Consider the following 17979-nt stretch of genomic DNA (forward strand, 5'->3'; position numbering starts at 1 on the left):
GAAGCGCAGCGACTGGAGCGGAGAATGCGGCCGCCGGCCGCGACCCCGCTGCAACGGTGGCTGCAGTTCCTCGACCGCACGCGCACGCAGCGGCGCCGCGCACTGGGTAGGGCTGGTCGGCGCGGGTGGCGCACGAGCGGCACCGGCCGGATGCCGTGGATTGAGCCGTTGCCTGAGGCTCAGGGGACCACGGTCCAGGTGTGCGGCCTGTGGCCGTTCATCGCCGGGTCCAGCGACCTGCCCGTGGGCGTCCCGCTCGGGAAGAACCTGCTGAAAGGCACCGTCGTGTGTGCGGACCCGATCAGCTGGTTCCTCGCCAACCTGATCAACCAGCCCTCGTGCTTCGTTCTCGGCCGCCCAGGTCTCGGAAAATCGACTCTTGTGCGGCGGATCGTGACCGTCCTCGAGGCGTGGGGACACATCCCGATGGTGCTCAGCGACACGAAACCGGACTACGTCGATCTGATCGACGCGCAGGGTGGTCAGGTGTTCCATCTGGGACCTGGCCAGGAGACCATCAACATCCTCGATTTCAGCGAGCTGCTGCGCGAGCTGGCGCGGATCCCCGACGACGACGTGCGCGGCGATGCCCCTCGGAGGGAAGCGATCGACGCTATGAAGCGGCGGCGGTCCACTCTCGTCATCGGCCTGCTGGAGCTCGGCCGGGATGCTCGGATCAGTGAGAAAGAGCGCTCCATGGTCGTGGAGGGTCTGCGTATCCTCGATGAGGAATTCGACATCAAGAAGGAGGGCCGGCAGCCGCGGATCAGTGACCTGGTGCGCCTGGTCCGTGATCGGCACCCGCGCCTGACGGCAATTGCTCAGGACCGCGGGGACGCGGACCGGTACGCGGAGCGCACGGAGCTGCTGGTCGACGGTCTCATTGCGTTGACGTCGTCCGGTGTGTACGGGTCGATCTTTGACGGCGACAGCACCGTGCAGATCGAGGCCGGCAGGCCGGTCGTGTTCGATCTGTCATCGATCGATGACGGCGACCTGACGCTCCAGGCCGCGGTGCAGGCAGTGACCTGGTCGTTCGGGTCCGCGGTCGTCGACGCAGAGAAGTACCTCGCGGATGCGAAGCTGCGCTCTCGCCGGCACTACTTCCTCGTCATGGATGAGCTGTGGCGCATGCTCCGCGCCAGCTCCGCCATGGTGTTCTTCGTCGACGCGCTCACCCGTCTGAACCGTGCACGCGGTATCGCGCAGGCGATGATCACCCACACGATGGATGACCTCAAGCTGTCATCCGACGAGCTGACGACGATCGCGTGGGGCTTCGTTGCCCGCTCCGCGATGGTGTTCATCGGCGGGCTGGCGCAGTCAGAAATGGGCAACCTCGAACAGGTGTTCACGATGTCAGCGCGCGAGAAGGCGATGATCATGGACTGGAGCGCCGACGGCTCCCTAAACCCGCACACGGGCCAGCCGGCGATCCCGCCTGGGCGAGGGAAGTTCCTGCTCAAGATCGGCAAGAAGCCAGGGACCCCGTTCGAGCTGGAACTCACGCCGGCAGAGATGGACGTGAACAACACCAACCGGGCATGGACAGATGCCGCCGAGCGTTTCCGCCAGAATGCCGTCCGCGTCACCGAGACACTGGAGGAGGCCGCCTGATGCGCCCGAACCGGCGAGCACAGCCCATGGGAGCCGACACCGGGTGGATTGCTCGGCGCCTTGGTCGCTGTCGTGATGTTTGTCGGCATGCTCGGCTGGCTGGCGGCCCTGACCAACCCCGCGGTCGACGAGCTCAGCAGGCGGGACCCGTTCACCGTCCTCCGCGCCGTGCTCACCGGTCGGCTGTCGCCGACGCCCCTGCAGGTCGTGATCTTCATCGGTGGCCTCCTGGCCCTGGGAGTCACGCTCGCGGCGATCGCGACGCTGGCGCTGCGGCGCCGGTCCTCCGGCTCCCGCGTCGATCACAAGGCGGCCTCGATGGGGCAGATCCGCGAGCTGGAGGAGATGACGCAGAAGAAAGTCGCGGAAGACGCCGCCCGCCTCGGCGCCGGTGGCGCCGGTTGCGGTGTGCCGTTGGGTCGGCATGTTCCCTCCGGCAAGCTGTTGTTCGGCACCTGGGAGTGGGTGCAGATCTGGCTCATGGGTCCGCGCGCGGGTAAGACGAGCTGCGTGTGCGTGCCCCAGATCCTCGAAACACAGGGTCCAGTGTTCGCGACATCGAACAAGCGTGACATCGTCGACCTGACCCGCGGTCCACGGTCGGAGATCGGGCGCGTGTTGATTCATGACGTGCAGGACATCATCGGCGCGGAACCGACCTGGTGGTGGAACCCGCTGTCGTTCGTGACGAACTTCGAGCGCGCCGAGAAACTCGTCGACGTCTTCGTATCAGCCGCGGTGGATGCTGACTCGAAGGAAGATGCATACTTTGGACCCGCGGGGCGGGAGACCCTCGCCCGGCTGTTCCTCACCGCCGCGGTGAGCGGTCGCCCGATCACCGATGTCTACCTGTGGGCGATGGATCCCAGCGGCAAGGATCCGGAGATCGGAGATCCTTCGGTGCTGCTCGTCGAGGACGACTACACCCAGGCGATGGGACTCGCGAAAACCCAGACGCTCACGGAGAAGCAGCGTGACGGCATCTACGGCACCATGCGTACCATCTGCGGCGTACTCGCGAACAAAAAGGTGCTCCCGTGGATCACCGATACCGAGGGGCGACCGCACTTCGACCCCTACGAGTTCGTCCGTTCGAGCGGCACCGTCTACGCGATCTCCCGCGAGGGCGGTGGCAGCGCCCGGGCGATCACCGGTGCGTTGACCATGGCTGTGCTCACAGCCGCCGAGGAAGTCGGTTCCCGGATGCCGGGCGGCCGTCTCGCGACACCGCTCATGGCCGTGCTCGACGAGGCCGCGAACGTGTGCCGGTGGCGGGACCTGCCCGACGTCTACTCGCACTACGGCAGCCGCGGCATCATCATCTCGACGTTCTTCCAGTCCTGGCAGCAGGGCGTCGAGGCGTTCGGGGTCAACGGCATGGACAAGCTCTGGGGCGCCGCGAACATTCGCGCGTCCGGGAGCGGCCTCGCGGACGACAAGTTCCTCCCGCACCTGTCGCAGCTGATCGGTGACCATGACGTGGTTCACCGCACCAGCACGCAACAGCGGGGAGCCAGGTCGACGACGACCAGCATCAGCCGTGAGCGGATCTTCGACGTGTCGGAGCTCGCGGCGATGCCGCGGGGCCGCGCGGTGATGATCCCTGCAGGACAACCCGCAACGCTGTTCGCACTCGAGCACTGGTCCGCCAAACCTTACGGGGAGAAGGTCGCAGCGAGCCGCGACTACTACGAGGCCCAGGCCGTCCAGACGGGTCACCTCGAGGAGGCATCGAATGTCTGACTACGACGACGAGACCCCGGACGAGACCGAGGTCGAAACGTACTACCCGAACGTGTACATGTGGGTCGAACACTGGCTGTTGCCCCACTGGAAGCGCGATGTCACGCAGTCCCAGTGGGATCCCCGCTGGTGGGAGTACACCGAGGTCCTCAGCCGATTCGAGGCCCTGTGGCGAGCGTGGGAGTTCCTGCGCTTGGAGGGACCGACCGGCATGGCGGTGTTCTTCCGTGACTACCTCGACACGGCAATGCCGCTCATCACCGCAAGCGATGGCCCGTTCTGGCGCGTTGAAAAACTCGCACGGGAGCGCACGCTGCCGGAGCAGTGGAAGAGCGAGCTGCCGCCCCCCGAAGACATGGCCGACCTCCTCTGACAAAGGAGCTGCTCGATGCCGTATTTCGACATGCTGATCCTGGCCGTCCCGGTGGTCGCCGCGGCCGCGCAGCCCGCCGAGAAACGCACCCGACCCAGCACCATCAACAGTCTGTGATCCGTCCGAAACCCACACGCATCGGTCGGCGCCACGGCGAGCTCGCAGTTGCCGTGTGGAACCCCGACAATGGTTCTCAGGGTCTGACCCTCACAAGCTCCAACTGCATGACCCGCAAACAAGCGTGCGAGGTAACGCATAAGTGTCAACTCACACGGTCCGGGACGGCTCGACCTCTGCGATGGGCACTTCTGGACGCGGGCGCAGGAAGCGCACAACGTGCCGGAAGGAGTAGCCGGTCATGGCCACGTCGGCGGAAATCTCAACGACGAGAGGCTGCACGAGTGTGAGCTGCACCCGTTCGCGACCGCTTCGGTTGAATCGGTCGACAGCACCGGGCTTTACCTGCTCGGGCCACGGGTGCTGGCCTGCGGGTGTGTGCAGTAGCCGGCCCAACGAGCGAGAAGCTGACGCGGTCAGCGGTGATGACCTGCCGACGATGCGCAGCTCTCCACCGACCGGCAGGCCGATCACGAGCTCTTCGGGGCGCTGACGGGCACCTATTACCGCGGCGCAGATCACGTCGATCGTGTTGCGGTGCTTCACCTTCACCCAGGATCGTTCCCCACCCCGGTAGGGTTGCCCGCCGCCCTTGACCACGAGCCCTTCGATCCCGGAGGCGGTCAGCGCTTCGAACCAGTGCGCTGCTTCATCGGCCTCGGTGGTGACGGGGGAGAGGTGCAGTGGGGGAGACCATGAGCCTGCCAGCTCGTCTAGCAACGCGCGCCGGTCATCGAGACGCAAACCGCGTGTGTCGTGGCCAGCGACCGCGAGGACGTCGAAAGCGACGTACGACGCGGGCTGCTCTCGCACCATCCGGGCGCGAGTTTTCGATCCGGCACTGAGCCGATGCAGCAGCGCGTCAAAGTCCAGTCGGTCATCACTCCACACGACAGCTTCGCCGTCGAGGATGACACCACTAGGAAGCTGCGCTTCTGCGGCCGCCACAAGTTCGGGAAAGCTCCGCGTGAGGTTCTTCCCCTGGCGCGACCACAAACTCACTCCGTCGTCGACGACGACGAGCACGCGAAAGCCGTCCCACTTGGGCTCATATCTGGCCCCGCCCGGCATCCCGTCCGCTGCAGGAAGGGCGGAAGCCGGCCGAGCGAGAGCCACACCCAGCGGCGGGCGCAGCTCGGCCGGGAGGGGCATGTCTAGCCCTTCACATCCCGGGGATCGTTGCCGTAGCTGTTGCGCTCGGCGATCTGCCCGTTCTCGTTCTTGATGATGTGCTCGACCTGACGGGCCCTGGCGATGCCGCGGCCGGCAGCAACGGCTTCGGCCTTCGTCCGATGCGCCCCGGCCACCGTCACTGACTCACCCGTCACGCGATTGAACCAGGCACCATCCTGATGGAATGTTTCAACGTCTCCAGTTGGCATGTTGCCTCCGATCGGTCAGTGAGCGTCCATCGTCACCGACGCACGAAGACACGTGATAGCCCCTTGCGTTGTGCGACCCATTCACCCGTCCGCAAGCGGCCAGGTCGGCCGATGGGTTCAAGCAGAGCCGGGTCAGTGGGTCGACGGTGCGGGAGTTGCTGACCTCTCGGTCAACAATGTGTTTCTCCGATCGTGGCGGCGACGTCGGCGGAGGTGCGCTCGAGCGTGGCGAGCGTCTCGACCTTGCGGGTCGCCGGTGAGCTTGTCAGGCGTCAGACAGGTATCCCAAGTGTCCGGGGTCAGAATGCCGGCATCCGGTCTGGACCTCGGGCAGGTCACTCCGGCGCCGGGTCAGCGGCATGTGCAATCGGACAGTGAACGAACTGGTCGGCGGGGAGGGGCCTTCCGCTCCGCGGCCTGCCCCAGTGCTCGCTCGGCGGAAGGCGAGAACGCGGCGCAGACCATCCCCAGTTCAGCAATACCGCGGTCCTGAGGGTAGGCTACGCCGGTGAACGCACGGCGTCCAGGCGGAGAGCAGGGCCATCCGGAGGTCCCGATTTCAGACGGGCCCTCCGGACGGTCTTCGCGGATGCGGTGATCTGCGCCGTGCCCGTCGTGTTGGAGGGTGTCAACGGCGGTCCCCAGCGCGGTTGTCGCTGTCGCATCGCTCGCGGCTTTCCGGACTTGGCGAGGCCGCGGCTGATCATGTAGCCGACGGTGAGGATGGTGGTGTAGAGCCAGACCTGGGATGCGCCGAAGCCTCGGCCGTCTTCACCATCGTCAATGACCGCGGAAGCGATGAACATCGCGATGAGGATGACGACGTAGGCGATGAACTCGGTGGTCTTGAATGCTGCTTTGGGCTCTGTCGTGAGACGAAAGACGCGCCCGTTCGGGTTGGGGTTCGTCATGGTGACTCCTTGATGTGATCGTGCCGGACGTGGGCGCGTCTTCGCGCCCACGTCCTCAGCGAGAACCAGGTCAGCCCGTATGGGATAACCCCCTTGCTTTCCCGGCACCGCAGCGAAAGTCATACCCGTGTGGCGGGAAGGCTGGGTCGGCCGCGCTTCGATGAGCGCCGCACCGGTGACAGAAAACGAAACATTCCGCGTGCAACTGTTCGCAACTACCGCACCAAGGTCCCGGCCGATATGTTGAGCCGAGATCGCACGTGACGCGCGATCACGAGCCGGTGAAGTCCCCAGCGACACCGGCCGGTGGTCCCGAGGGTTCCCCAGATCTATCGGGACCACCCCTTCACACAGCCGGACCAGAACCACGGCCGCGACGCGCGGTCATAGGTGAGACAAGGCACCGATTCGAGTGCCCGATGCCGACGTAGCACCCCGCGGAATGATGCTGCCGTTCGAACGCCGACCCGGGTCCCTCTGCCCTCTCGCTGAGGTAGCTCGCGGAGTGCTTGAACCTCAGAGTTGGCCAAATCAGACTACCCGGGCAGGGCGCCCTCCCGGTGGCCTTCACCATCGTGGAAGCTCCGTAGCTGGCTGCCCCCGTTATGTGCAGCGCTGTTCGGCTGCGACGGCCTACGGCCTGGTAACGGCGACGACGCGCAACATCCATCCGAGGTCTCGCCGTTGATCGTGGCCTCGCCACTCTCCACCACGATCTCCGACGTGGGTGCCGTCGGTCCAGCCAATAGTCTCGGATCGATTGACGAACACGTATAGGTCGTCGGTGCCGCCGTGCGCCTTGAAGAGGACCGTGTACTCGCCTGAGGCACCCGTTGACCAGTCCTCCGCCCCCGGGGGAGCTCGCCCGTGAACCGGAACGGATCCCCGGTCTGAATGCCGGCGCCCAAAACCCTGTTGCGAGCCTTCTCATCTGCGCGTGTAGTCGGTGCACCCTGGGGACGGTTTGCGGGCTTCTGCCGCCGCTATCGTCGTGCAGACCTCGCATCGACCATGAGACCCACAGCGATGCCGACGGCGACCCCGCCTCCGAGTCCTACGGCGATGTTGTCGAGCAGCAGCCCGACCACCAACCCAAGCGCGAGCCCGAGCGCGACGCCGAGCGTTAGTCCTTTTTGCGATTTCCTGTTGCTTTTCTCAGTCATAGCTCAACGGTACGAAGGTGTTGGCCGACCAGCATCCCCCTCGCAGTTGATCGACCGATGTCCCCCACAGGGAGGACGCCGGGCTGCAATCAGCACGGCATGAGCATCTGATGTTGTTTGAACGGCGACGCGCTCGGCGGCTCTGAGTGCGCTGACGACACGCAAGTCGGACAGGCCTAGGTTGGTACGCATGACATGGTGGCGTCGACAGGGAATGAGAAGCAGCGACAAGGTGAATGGCGGCGGGCTCCGCTGGAAGGTCATCGATGAATCCGGGCAGGCAGTTGTGACCGTTCATCTGGTCTCGATGTTGCCCGGTGCCCGCTACCCACACCTGTCAGCAGTGGCACTCACTCATGCGGCGCCTGGCGCCAGCGATGGCCAGTGGCAACCGACCGACGTGATTGGCGGGAGCTTGGAGACCGGCGACGAGATGCGAATCTATTCCGCGTTCCTCAGCCGTTCAATCGAGAACCTCCGGCCCGGCGACACCCGCTCCTACGTCCTGCCCCTGCCTGCGAGTGAGGTGGTCGGGCTCGTCTTCGGGTCGCTCACCAACCGGCTTTGGGTGGAAACCCCTCGCGATCACCGATGGCTGCTGAACCATGAGCGAGGACCCCGACTCGACGATTGGGCCACGCAGATGGGTACTGACCCGCTGGTGCATTGCCAAAGACTCACCATCACCGACCAGCGCATCGCCCTCGACCCGATCGGCTCGCTTCCGCTCAGCGAGTTAGGCACCCGCGACGACACAATCTGACCGCGCGCCGCCCGCGACCGCTCGTCAGACTCGGCGGGTGAAGAATGACTCGGCAGGTGACGCTTTCCGTTGTAGAGCCGTGGTGAGATTCCGCAGGGGGGTGGGATGCAGGGGTTCGTGGCTCGCCGAGTCCTGTGGCAGTAGCGTTGCTAGGCGTGTCTCGTTCTTCTTCTCCCGCTCAGATATCGACGCGTGTGCTCCTCATCTGCGGTGCGCTGGCTGCAGTCCAGGTTCTGCTTCACCTGATCACTGTGCCTTTGTTGACGGTGCTGGCCCCTCTATCCCCGCCCCTATATGGCCTGGTCGCTGGCGTGCACAGCCTGATGCCCTTCGTCGCGCGTCGATTGACGCGCGTACGGGGTTCTGCCTTGATCACCAGCGGTGTGGCTGCGGTCTTCATCGCGGCCACAAGTCCTTCCGGGATCATCGTTGTCGTACCTTTGCTTCTCGCTGGAACGATCATTGACGGCGTTCTTTGGCCGAGAACGAGGCCGGGAGCCAGAAGTGAGAGGGGGAGCCGCTATTTCCTTGCAGCGGTCATCGCCGGCGTGGCCCTTTTCGTCTTGTCGCTGAGCGTCTTCTCGCCAGAGCATCTGACGGTGACGCTGATGGGTCTCACGCTCATCGGCCGGGTCGTGGGGGAGATCGGTGCGGCGTTCCTCTCAGGGCTTCTGGTTCTCGCGCTGCGGAGAGCTGGTGTGGGTGGGCGGATCTGACTTCTCGATCGCGAGAAGCGGAGTACCATTCCTGCAGGGCTACACGGACATCGACTGCTCAGTGGGGTGCGGGGCGTTCGCCAGTATGAGCGCGCGGAGGAGAGCTTCGCATGGGTACATCGGGTCGCCTGATGCGGGTGCCTCGGGCACGAGACCATCGGCAACCCACTGCTCAGCTCGCTGGAGTGGGATGCCGGCCAGGATGATGAATTCGTGTAACGACATAGCGCCGTCTGCCCCTGCCCGGTCGCGGATGGTGTTGACGGAGCGGTCGAGAGCTTTAGCGATTTCATGGAGCGAAAAGCCGCACGCCCGAGCCGCGGCGAGCAACGAGCGAGTGGCTCGGAAGTGGCTCCTGCGTTGCGCTCCGCTCGCTCGTTGTTCTGCGTCGAACGCCGCCCGCAGCGTGGCGATCAGCGGTGCCGGTATGCCCCCGAGCGGAGGCGGCGGGGAGTACGGCGCCTGCCGGCTTTCCAAGTCATCCAAAGTAGGCCCCTCCCGGTCCGGGGGTCGGGTGATTCTGACACCAGAACGCTATGACCGGTAGGCAGAATAAATGTTCGTTGAGCCCAACGTCGCAAAGGTGACCGCTGGGACGGCTGTGATCCCCAGCAGCTGGCGAATCTGTTGGGGAGTCGGGGTCGTTCCCGCAACCGACCAGTTGAAAGCGAACGGCATCCGTCCGCTTCGTGCTGGAAGGGACACGGGCAGTCCGGTGTATCGTGCGACGAACTGCCCGCCTTCCAGCGCTCTGGCACCGTTGTAGGTGACTCCGCCTGAGGAGAGTGAGACCGCTGTTGGAAGCGGGAACGCCCAGACACCTGTTCGTGTGGTCACGGTCGACGACACGGCAGTCTCGGTCGTGTTTCCGAAGAAGAAGGAGGGCGAGCCGACGAGGTTTCCCTCTCCGCCGGGCATCACAGCAACCCACACCAGCTGGTAAGGGGAGGCAATACTGACGGGTCCTCCCGGCGCGGTCGTCGCCGTGAGCGGGTCAGCAGTCACGGCAAAAGTCTGCGTCTCGGCGGCGAGCGGGAACGGACCGGCCCAGGTCAGAGGAACACTTACCGACTGGTTCGCGGGGATCGTCACTGCGGGCAACGTCCAGAGGCTGGTGGGACCAGCGCTCGTCTGTGTCGCTCCCGCGATGGAGAACGGCGCGACCGCCGACCATGCAGGCGTAGTGACCGTAAGAGGCCCGGAGTAGGGAGCACCGCCGGTATTCGTTACGACGAGCGTTGTGGAGCCGTAAGGGGCCTCGACGTCAACCAGCGGGACCACCTCATACGTAAGCGCTACCGTGGTGACGGAGGCAGCCGCGAGCGGAACGGCAACGGCGGCAGCGATAACGGGCACGCTCCACGCTGCGCCCCTCAACACCGTTCGACGCGTAGCCCCGCGAGAAGCCGCGGCAACACTCGACTGCTGATCCGAATCCATTGATTGTCCCTCTCATAAAGTGCGCGTCTTGACGTTGCCCTTGCCCTCAGCTGGACACGGATGATCGGGAACCGGGGGCGCAAGCACACGGCCGCTCCTGACCGAACCGACAGGTCACACCACCCCAGTCAAGGCATAAGCCAGCTCGCGGTAAACCCCAGACTGTGAACTCCACCCCCTACTCACCCTCCCTTGCCACCACCCGCGAGTCGGCGTACTACGGCCGCGAGTACTACGGCGCATACGAGCGCTACGGCCGCGATGCCGAGTCAGACGCTGACGCCACGGTCAGGGTTCAGGCCAAAGCACAGGATGCTGCTGAGCCCGGTGTCCAGCGGCGAGGCGCAACACGCTGAGCTGTGAACCAGCCGAAGGACAGGTTCGAGCCTCAACCGGCGGTAGTCAGTTCGAGTGATAGATCTGTCCGTTTAGGGATCGGTCAACAGTTCGACGGGCCTCAAAACCGCCAGTTGATGCGGCCGGTGAATTTGCCGGGTGTCTACGTCGGCGGGTGATGTTCAGCCTCGTGTCAAGGGTCAGGAGCAGCTTGGTCGGCTGTGTTCCTATAGGTGGGCAGGTCAGCGCCGAGGGGAGCGGAGCTGTAGCCAAGCGTGCAGATGGCGGAACTGGGGGAGTTCGACGATCACTGCTTTGGGGGCGGCGCTCCCGTGTCCGCGATGACGCGATCTCTTGTTCACCCGAGCTCTTCATTGACGAGCGCTAGCGTTTGAGCCCGCCCGTTTGGGATCGACCTACGGTGCCCGTGGTACCAGATTGCCTGCCTCCGAGGGGACGAGCTTCGCAGGCCATCGGCTTGTCACATTCGGTCTCGAGAATCCCACTTCATCGAACCCGCAGTCCCGACGGTTGCGCACCGAGATCGAGTAACACCGGGACCTGTCCGATAGCAGTGGTTCAGGCGTGCGGGGACGCTTTGAGGCGCTCTGTTGAGGTTGCACCTTCGTCGGGCTCCGGGACGAGGTAGAGGCCGCTGGGTGCGCTGGCGGTGAAGGCGAGTGCGTCGATCCATGCCCGGTTGATGGATGGTTGGCGGCTGCCGTGAAACTTGTAGACAAGGTTGCTTTGTGCGTGGACCCAGACTGTCGTGCGGCCGCCACCGATGCTGGGGTCTTCTTTCCAGGTGAAGCTGAACGGCTCCCCGCGTCGAAGCTTCGCGGTGATGACCAGGTGCAGGTGAGCGAGGGCGCGATCCTCGATCTCCGTCTTGACGCCACCTTCGTAGATGAATTTGCCCATGACGGGCTCCTCTGTTTCGCCACGGAAACCCGTGCCAGAAGGCGCAACCAAAATGACTGCTGAGGTGGTGTGCTCTCACCATCGCACACTTCCCGGCGCGGCGGTCGCTATCTATCGTTGGCGTTGCAGTGTCGGCATCATCGATGTCTGCTGCGCTCGAGTACATCGCTCGAAGACAGGCTCACGCCGTTCAGGACGCAGCGCAGCCGGAACGGGCCTGACCGTGTTCTCGCCAGACCCGCGCATTAGCGGGGTCCGGGCTCACGGGCTCAGCGTATGCCGGAAGCGTGCGGAGCGGCACGGGCTTGTTCACTCAAGCGTTGTGTGTCACTCGGACTCCAGGGCTGATTCGTGGTGCGGTGCCCCGACGGGCTTGGATTCGGCTGAGCCGCGTTGGCGGAGGTAGATCGCGAACGCGACCATGGTGCCGACGGCGAGGAACTCTGACTGCCAGTTCTGCAAGGTTCGGTCCCAGAAGTCTGCGGATCCGACGTAGTCGAGCCAGGTGAGGGGTGCTGCGCCGTGCATGGCGTTCTCTTCGTTCATGACGACCATGCCGGTGAGGGACTGCGCGAACCAGGACAGCAGGAAGATAGCTCCCATCACGATGAGGAGCGAGTTCCCGTAGAGCACGGTGCGCCATCCACCAACTCGAGCCCACAGGGGCGAATCTGGGCGAGTATGGTGCCCGAGCAGCTGGTCGGAGTCACTTCCCGGCCCTTCGTCTCCGGGTTTTTTCGACTCGGGAGAACCGCGCTGCACGAACCAGATCGTTGCGGCGATGAAGAGGAAGAACTGCAGGAACTCGGACTGCCAGTTCTCGGCGACGTCGACGAGGAAGTCCGACGACCAGACGAAGGCCCAGAAGTCGATCAGCGGCTGGCCATGATCGGACAACTCCGAGTTGTTGCGCACATACCCGGCGATTGACTGCCCGATAAGGGCGAGCACGAACAATGCCAGGAAGAAAAGACTGAGAGCGTTGTCACGAATGCGGCGCTGCACGATCAACTCCCGCTCAGGGCGATCGTGATGATCACGGTGAGCCCACTCACGATGATTATCATCCAGGCCCAAAAAATGGCCCGCATCCCACCGGTGCCACTCGCATTCTCCGACATGACTCTCTCCATTCGTCGAAGTCCCGTTCCAGCAGATCCTGGTCGTCCCGGGCCCTGCCGGACAAGACTAGCCACGCAACCGCGCGGGGCGGCGGATCTCCGCCAGCGCGGTGGGATCCGTCGGCGGCATACGTTGTGAAGCGAGCCGGTCCGCTGGGGCAATCTAGGCGAGACGGGAGAAGGGGGCTCCCAGGTGTCCGGTTTGATTCATCCCGGTTCCTGGGACGTCATTCGTCTGGGGTGTCGAGGACCTCGTCGATGAGGGTGATGCCGCCCGAGCTGCTGGCGGACTGCATGAGCGCTTCAACCCACTTGACGTTGAGCTCAGGAGTCTCGGGCTCGTCGAAGGTGAATCGGAGCGGGATCGACGGGTGCAGCCAGATGGTGCTGCGCCCGTTGGACACGTCTCCCTCGGCGTGCCGCCACGAGAGCGTGAAGGACTCGTTGCGGCGAAGTTTGGTCGCGACGACGACTTTGAGGTGCGCGAGAGCGCGTTCCTCGATGTGGATCGGATTCTCCGACCCACCGTAGTGAAGGGTGCCCATATGTTGACCGTATCCCACACGGACCAGACCAGCCGTCACCTACGTAATGTCAGTCGCGAGCCGTCAGGCCTACGGCCCACAAAATTCTGGCACCCGAACCAGGTGGGCAATAGCTCGTGCGAGTCGAACCATCGTTTGACCGATCCACTCATCGCTGATGAGTGGGATCGTTCGCGGCGAAGCGTTCGCGGGTAGGTGGTGGCTAGCATTCGCTGGTCGCCGGAACAAGGGCTTTCCCGAGCAGCACACGTTCGTCGTAGAACGGAAGAATGCGGATGGTCATCTATGCGGGAGACGAGTACCTGACCGGAGACAACATTGCTGACGCCTTGTTGGCGTACGGCCGCGCCTTGGGAGATGATGGGCGCGCTGGGGTTGTTGAGATACCGGTGCAAGAGCACGATGGGTCGGTGACGACGGCGAAGTTCCTCATTGGTCCGGCGAGCCAGATCGTCGCGAAGAGTGTGGATGGTTACGCGACAGAGCCTGAGGACGATGCGCTGGTCGACCGGCTGCGGCGTTTGACGCGCAGCCTGGAGTCTCCGTCAGGGGGAACACTGGACATGTCGGAGGACACCCCGTCCGACTTCGATTGACGCCAGCAAGCTCGCTTCGTCGTTGCTCGTTTCGTCTTTGTCCGCCCAGCCGCGTCGCCGATCCCAACGGGTGTGGGCGGAGGGCTTGCGCCGGGTTCGATGTGAGCGTAGGCAGTTCTCAGGAGGTTTCTTCGACTTCGTGAGCGTCACGCGCTTGAGGGCGGCGGTGTTCGTTGGTCGGGACGATCAAGGAATGAGGAGGGTGTCGTGGGCAGATTTGTGTATGAGGGTGGGCCGAAGACTGAGATCGAGGATCGTGCACTGACGCACCTGCAGCTAGTGATGGTAGCGAAGCTTCGCCGCGGCGAACCGTTCACATTCTCCTGGCGTGAAGACGCGAGCACCGGTGGCGGGCGCACCTCAGTGTGGGTGCACACAGGAAGCAACCTCGCGTTCAAATACGCCGGAAGCCGCCAACCTGCCATCAACCGTGCGTGGGTCGACGCCTTGGCATACACCGCGAACGCACCAACCGGCCTCTACCTGGTGCACGAGCCAACCAACCCCGACGACCACTCCCACGGCGACGAACCGGAACGGCTGAAAGTCTGACGTGCCTCAACGTGCTGTCTCCCGTTGCTGAGGTCCAGGCGATCTCGTCCTCAATCTTCGGGTCCGGAGTGATCTGGGATGTCGTAGTCGATCTGGGATCCGGGTTCTTCACAGACGGCCGCGGTGGGGTGGGTGATCGCATCAATCCGGTCCCGCATATCGACAATCACTCCGGAGTTGTCAGGTGGGGTCACCTCAGAGTTCGTTGATTCGACCATCAGGATGGTGCCCGGAGTCAACAGGAACGACGCTTCGACCGTGTTCCCGTCGGGACTGATCGATTGCAGGGTCACCGTGTCCGCCCTGTCGTTGTCCGCAAGGAGGCGCGCATACTCCAACAACGTGTCGGCCGCGTCGTCACCCATCAGAAGCGATTTTTCTGAATATGTCACATGTTTCATGCGAGCACGATAGGCCGTTGCCTGATGCCGAGCCTGGGTATTGACAATCCAGCGAACGCGCGCGGACACGGTCGGACTGGGAAGCCTGGTTGGACTGCGACCCGTGAGATGCTGCAGCTGCACGGCGCTGCTCGCGTGTGGCGGCGAGCGACTCCGCGTAACTTCGACCGGTACATTCGCGGGCTACCACTAGCCCTTTACCGGGGCAAGGGGCGCTCGGGTCGTCGAGAATTCACCTACAACGGCAGTATGCACGTGATCATGTATGCCGGAGGCGAATACCTGACAGGGGGCGAGATCGCGCAGGCGCTGCTGGGCTACAGACGCGCTCTAGGCAACGAAGAACGTGCAGAGATCGTTCGAATACCCGTACCGGTGCAAGAACGCGACGAGTCGGTCGAGAAGGCTCAGTCTCTGATCGGCCCTGCGAGTCAGATCATCTGATGAAGCGACGAGGTCACCCGCTGCGAAGGCGTCGCTCGTCAGGGTCGGCAGCGCCAGAGTCCACGAACGCGACGGTCGTACCCCCGCCGAGCACAGCGCCTGCGCCGCGCGCCGTGACGGTCTTCATCGTGATCATCGGAATCGTGGTCACCATCTTCGGGCTCCGTGAACTCACCTGGTTCGCTGCCCCCTTGTTCCTCGCCCTCATCCTCGTCATCCTGATGTACCCGATTTACACCACGCTTCGGCGCGGCACCTCTGGCCCTCGCCACGATGATCTCGGCCGCCTTCGCGGTGATCGTGGGGTTGGTGGCCCTGGTGCTGTTCGCGATCGCACGTCTGGTTGCGGTTCTACCCGGTTACGGGCCGGTGGCTGCGGACTCCGAACGCAACCTGTCCCGCGTCCTCGCCGATTTCGGAATCGGGCAGGAACCGGTTCGCGAGCTGCTCGAGTCGATCGATCTCCTGGCCGCAGTGCAGTGGCTCACGACCCAAATTCCGTCGTTGGTCACGATCGGTGCCAGCCTGATCCTCGGCTTCAGCCTGTTGCTGTTCATCGGTATCGAGGCCGCCCAGATCGACCTGCGGTCCCGTGCACTATACGCTCAGCACCCGAGGCTCGCGGCGGCGCTGGGTGGGTTCGCGATCAACACCCGCCGCTACGTCGCCGTCACCGGGATCTTCGCTGTGATCGTCGGTGCGCTCGATGTCGTCCTCCTGATGCTGCTCGGGGTCCCGCATCCGCTTCTGTGGGGAATCCTCGCCGCCGCCTGCAACTTCATCCCGTACGTCGGGTTCGTCATCGGTCTCACCCCGCCGGCCCTGCTCGCACTATTGGAGCATGGGTGGCAGGGGATGATCCTGGTGATGACCGTCTACGTCTTGCTGAACTCCGTGATCACCAATCTCCTACCCGCGAAGTTCGTCGGTGATGCGGTCGGCATGTCGATGACAGTCACGCTCGCTTCCGTGGCCTTCTGGGCGTGGGTGATCGGCCCCCTCGGAGCGGTCCTCGCGGTGCCGCTCAGCCTCCTCGTCAAAGCGAACTTCATCGACGATGTGCCCTCGGCGCGTTGGTTGGCCGGCTTCGTAGACGCAGCACCCCGGCGAAAGAAGCGCGCAGATCGACCACGGTTGGCTCCATGACGGGGGCGCACTGCTACTGAAGCAACTGTCGAGCACTGTTGGGACTACGCATGGAACCGCAGTTCCCGACATGGATAATCATCGCTATCGTGTTGGCGTCGATCATCTCTCCGGCCCGGGCGAACCCGAAAAAGGTAAACCGGTTCTGGATCTCTGACCCCGGCGTCGCCGTGCGTGTCGTGTTCGACGGAGCGTCCCCAGTGGCTGGCGCGGTCGTCGTCGAACGCCAGCACGCACAGAGAAGCCGACGTCGGTTCGCATCTACGGTGAGTTCCCCACGCTGCGGGCGGCGGGAAACGTTCGCCCTTTCCAATCACTGATCTGGCGCGGTCGCGTCTCAATCCTGTGCCACAGGGCCCAGAAGACGAGGGCGGTGAGCGCCGAGAGGCCCGCCGCGAGACTGTGGGCGCCGAGATAGGCGGTGTAGTCCGATGTGGGATCAGCGATGGTGCTGTCGACACCGCGGAGCATTGGCACGACCCACAAGATCGCGCCGAGCACGGTCGATACGACGCCCGCACCCGCGAGGACAACAGCAACTATGGTCCGGCCCCTCAGGGGGTGCCCCGTGTAAGGGACCACGGATCCGCGCCGGGCGAGCCACCAGGACGCCAGGCACGCACAGAAGAGAGCTACGGCGTCCGCGCCGAGAGTGTCACTAAATCGGTGCCATTTCGCGGTGATCGTGTATGCGCCGATCCCCACGGCCCATCCGAGAGTGAGTAGCAGGACGAGTCCGCGCCACCGGTAGGAGGTCACGATCAGAGCGGCGAACAGGACCGTCATCGCGATCGTGGTGTGTCCGCTCGGGAAGCTGTTGCCGGTGAAGTCTCCGGTGACGGCAATCAGCTCGGGTCGCGGGAGAATATAGCGTTTCAGCGATTGGGTGATGAGTTGACCGAGGACGATGACTCCGACGCCCGCGATGGCGAGATCCCAGCGCCGCCGGAGGACACCGACTGCCGCGATCGCCAAAGTGGCCAGCACGAGGGTCCCTACCGTGATATGGGCCAGCGCCACGGATGCCTCAGAGAGTGTGCCGTCGCGGACCCCGTCAGGGCCCCGCAAGGCCGCGTTTTCCAAAGCCTGGCCGCCGGGTGTCAACACAGCGACGGTGTAGGTCGCCACCAGCACCGCGGCACTGATGACAGCGCCCCAAACCCACCGCGCCGTCCAGACGCCCGCAGATGCCTTCGTCTCATCAGCTGCAGTCATACTCGGAATGTAGCAAACGCCAGAAACGATTGTTTTCGGTGGCGTCCAGGCTGAGAACTGGATGCGGCTGCCGCAAACGTCTCCGGAACCCTGACAGGAATCTCGAGGTGCGGCCGGGACTGCGGCTGGTTGCCTGCCCCTGATGCCAGGCGCCAATTCGGGTTCGAGAACGGAGGGCCTCAATGGTTTCGGGCATGGGAACCCTTCACTACGGCTCTGCAACGGACGCGATCCATATCGAGAATCGTGCCCTGGCGCATCTGGAAGTGGTCATCGCGACGAAACTTCGCCGCCTGGAGACCTTCACGCTGTCCTGGAGGCATCTCGAGGACGAGGCTGGGGGGCGGTCGACGGTCTGGTTGCATCCCTCGATCCCGCTGCGGTTCACGTTTGATGACCCGGAAACGCCACAGTTGAATCAGAAGTGGATCGAGGGCTAATGCACTCGGCCAATTGCAGCGGTGGATCATGCTTGTC

21 protein-coding genes and 1 pseudogene are annotated in these 17979 nt (G+C 64.2%); 11 read left to right on the plus strand and 11 right to left on the minus strand.

Features of this window, described 5'->3' with window-relative positions:
* Window positions 1–24 precede the first annotated feature (24 nt).
* From AC2D10_RS16940 to AC2D10_RS16950, 3 genes are all read left to right on the plus strand, one after another.
* Entirely contained in the window at window positions 25–1617 is a 1593-nt protein-coding gene (locus AC2D10_RS16940) for a hypothetical protein (RefSeq protein WP_484709294.1), read from the plus strand.
* 75 nt (window positions 1618–1692) lie between these two features.
* Complete coding sequence (locus tag AC2D10_RS16945; RefSeq protein WP_484709296.1) at window positions 1693–3360, plus strand: type IV secretory system conjugative DNA transfer family protein; 1668 nt, start codon at window positions 1693–1695, stop codon at window positions 3358–3360.
* Entirely contained in the window at window positions 3353–3733 is a 381-nt protein-coding gene (locus AC2D10_RS16950; protein ID WP_484709297.1) for a DUF4913 domain-containing protein, read from the plus strand. Before AC2D10_RS16945 ends, AC2D10_RS16950 begins: the two co-directional genes overlap by 8 nt.
* Before the next feature lie 267 nt (window positions 3734–4000).
* Here AC2D10_RS16950 and AC2D10_RS16955 read toward each other — a convergent pair whose 3' ends face one another.
* From AC2D10_RS16955 to AC2D10_RS16970, 4 genes are all read right to left on the minus strand, one after another.
* Window positions 4001–5002 carry an ATP-dependent DNA ligase gene (locus tag AC2D10_RS16955; RefSeq protein WP_484709299.1) on the minus strand — a complete coding sequence of 334 codons (1002 nt, stop codon included), beginning with the start codon at window positions 5000–5002 and terminating at the stop codon, window positions 4001–4003.
* Window positions 5003–5004: 2 nt separating this feature from the next.
* Entirely contained in the window at window positions 5005–5232 is a 228-nt protein-coding gene (locus AC2D10_RS16960; RefSeq protein WP_484709300.1) for a DUF2188 domain-containing protein, read from the minus strand.
* A gap of 500 nt (window positions 5233–5732) precedes the next feature.
* Window positions 5733–6143 (minus strand): hypothetical protein, encoded by a 411-nt coding sequence (locus AC2D10_RS16965; protein ID WP_484709301.1) that lies wholly within the window; start codon window positions 6141–6143, stop codon window positions 5733–5735.
* 983 nt (window positions 6144–7126) lie between these two features.
* Entirely contained in the window at window positions 7127–7306 is a 180-nt protein-coding gene (locus AC2D10_RS16970) for a glycine zipper domain-containing protein (RefSeq protein ID WP_484709302.1), read from the minus strand.
* A 190-nt stretch (window positions 7307–7496) separates the two neighbouring features.
* On the opposite strand from AC2D10_RS16970, the gene AC2D10_RS16975 reads away from it, so the two are divergent.
* Complete coding sequence (locus tag AC2D10_RS16975) at window positions 7497–8069, plus strand: hypothetical protein (protein ID WP_484709303.1); 573 nt, start codon at window positions 7497–7499, stop codon at window positions 8067–8069.
* Between the two features lie 368 nt (window positions 8070–8437).
* Complete coding sequence (locus AC2D10_RS16980; RefSeq protein WP_484709304.1) at window positions 8438–8785, plus strand: hypothetical protein; 348 nt, start codon at window positions 8438–8440, stop codon at window positions 8783–8785.
* A 534-nt stretch (window positions 8786–9319) separates the two neighbouring features.
* Here AC2D10_RS16980 and AC2D10_RS16985 read toward each other — a convergent pair.
* A complete protein-coding gene (locus AC2D10_RS16985; RefSeq protein ID WP_484709305.1) occupies window positions 9320–10141 on the minus strand; it encodes a hypothetical protein in 822 nt (273 codons plus the stop codon).
* A 248-nt stretch (window positions 10142–10389) separates the two neighbouring features.
* On the opposite strand from AC2D10_RS16985, the gene AC2D10_RS16990 reads away from it, so the two are divergent.
* Window positions 10390–10581 carry a hypothetical protein gene (locus AC2D10_RS16990; protein ID WP_484709306.1) on the plus strand — a complete coding sequence of 64 codons (192 nt, stop codon included), beginning with the start codon at window positions 10390–10392 and terminating at the stop codon, window positions 10579–10581.
* Between the two features lie 559 nt (window positions 10582–11140).
* Here the strand turns inward: AC2D10_RS16990 and AC2D10_RS16995 are convergent.
* From AC2D10_RS16995 to AC2D10_RS17005, 3 genes are all read right to left on the minus strand, one after another.
* On the minus strand, window positions 11141–11482 hold the full coding sequence (locus AC2D10_RS16995) for a DUF7882 family protein (protein ID WP_484709307.1): 342 nt from the start codon (window positions 11480–11482) through the stop codon (window positions 11141–11143).
* A gap of 327 nt (window positions 11483–11809) precedes the next feature.
* Window positions 11810–12487, minus strand: a complete 678-nt coding sequence (locus tag AC2D10_RS17000) for a DUF6766 family protein (RefSeq protein ID WP_484709308.1) — start codon at window positions 12485–12487, stop codon at window positions 11810–11812.
* 343 nt (window positions 12488–12830) lie between these two features.
* A complete protein-coding gene (locus AC2D10_RS17005) occupies window positions 12831–13148 on the minus strand; it encodes a DUF7882 family protein (RefSeq protein WP_484709309.1) in 318 nt (105 codons plus the stop codon).
* A 275-nt stretch (window positions 13149–13423) separates the two neighbouring features.
* Here AC2D10_RS17005 and AC2D10_RS17010 point away from each other — a divergent pair, with 275 nt between their 5' ends.
* Window positions 13424–13744 carry a hypothetical protein gene (locus AC2D10_RS17010; protein WP_484709310.1) on the plus strand — a complete coding sequence of 107 codons (321 nt, stop codon included), beginning with the start codon at window positions 13424–13426 and terminating at the stop codon, window positions 13742–13744.
* A 207-nt stretch (window positions 13745–13951) separates the two neighbouring features.
* Entirely contained in the window at window positions 13952–14296 is a 345-nt protein-coding gene (locus tag AC2D10_RS17015; RefSeq protein ID WP_484709311.1) for a DUF7882 family protein, read from the plus strand.
* 50 nt (window positions 14297–14346) lie between these two features.
* Here the strand turns inward: AC2D10_RS17015 and AC2D10_RS17020 are convergent, their stop codons facing one another.
* A complete protein-coding gene (locus AC2D10_RS17020) occupies window positions 14347–14697 on the minus strand; it encodes a hypothetical protein (protein WP_484709312.1) in 351 nt (116 codons plus the stop codon).
* Between the two features lie 249 nt (window positions 14698–14946).
* On the opposite strand from AC2D10_RS17020, the gene AC2D10_RS17025 reads away from it, so the two are divergent.
* The gene (locus AC2D10_RS17025; protein WP_484709314.1) at window positions 14947–15141 is read left to right on the plus strand and encodes a hypothetical protein; all 195 of its coding nucleotides are present in this window, start codon (window positions 14947–14949) and stop codon (window positions 15139–15141) included.
* Window positions 15142–15154: 13 nt separating this feature from the next.
* Here the strand turns inward: AC2D10_RS17025 and AC2D10_RS17030 are convergent, their stop codons facing one another.
* The gene (locus AC2D10_RS17030; RefSeq protein ID WP_484709316.1) at window positions 15155–15295 is read right to left on the minus strand and encodes a hypothetical protein; all 141 of its coding nucleotides are present in this window, start codon (window positions 15293–15295) and stop codon (window positions 15155–15157) included.
* Between the two features lie 86 nt (window positions 15296–15381).
* On the opposite strand from AC2D10_RS17030, the pseudogene AC2D10_RS17035 reads away from it, so the two are divergent.
* Window positions 15382–16287: pseudogene (locus tag AC2D10_RS17035) on the plus strand (AI-2E family transporter); the annotation flags it as partial.
* Between the two features lie 261 nt (window positions 16288–16548).
* Here the strand turns inward: AC2D10_RS17035 and AC2D10_RS17040 are convergent.
* Window positions 16549–17415, minus strand: a complete 867-nt coding sequence (locus tag AC2D10_RS17040) for a phosphatase PAP2 family protein (RefSeq protein WP_484709318.1) — start codon at window positions 17413–17415, stop codon at window positions 16549–16551.
* 281 nt (window positions 17416–17696) lie between these two features.
* Here AC2D10_RS17040 and AC2D10_RS17045 point away from each other — a divergent pair, with 281 nt between their 5' ends.
* Window positions 17697–17942, plus strand: a complete 246-nt coding sequence (locus tag AC2D10_RS17045) for a DUF7882 family protein (protein ID WP_484709319.1) — start codon at window positions 17697–17699, stop codon at window positions 17940–17942.
* The last annotated feature ends 37 nt before the right edge of the window (window positions 17943–17979 follow it).

This window comes from Microbacterium sp. PI-SA-G (genome assembly GCF_057215335.1).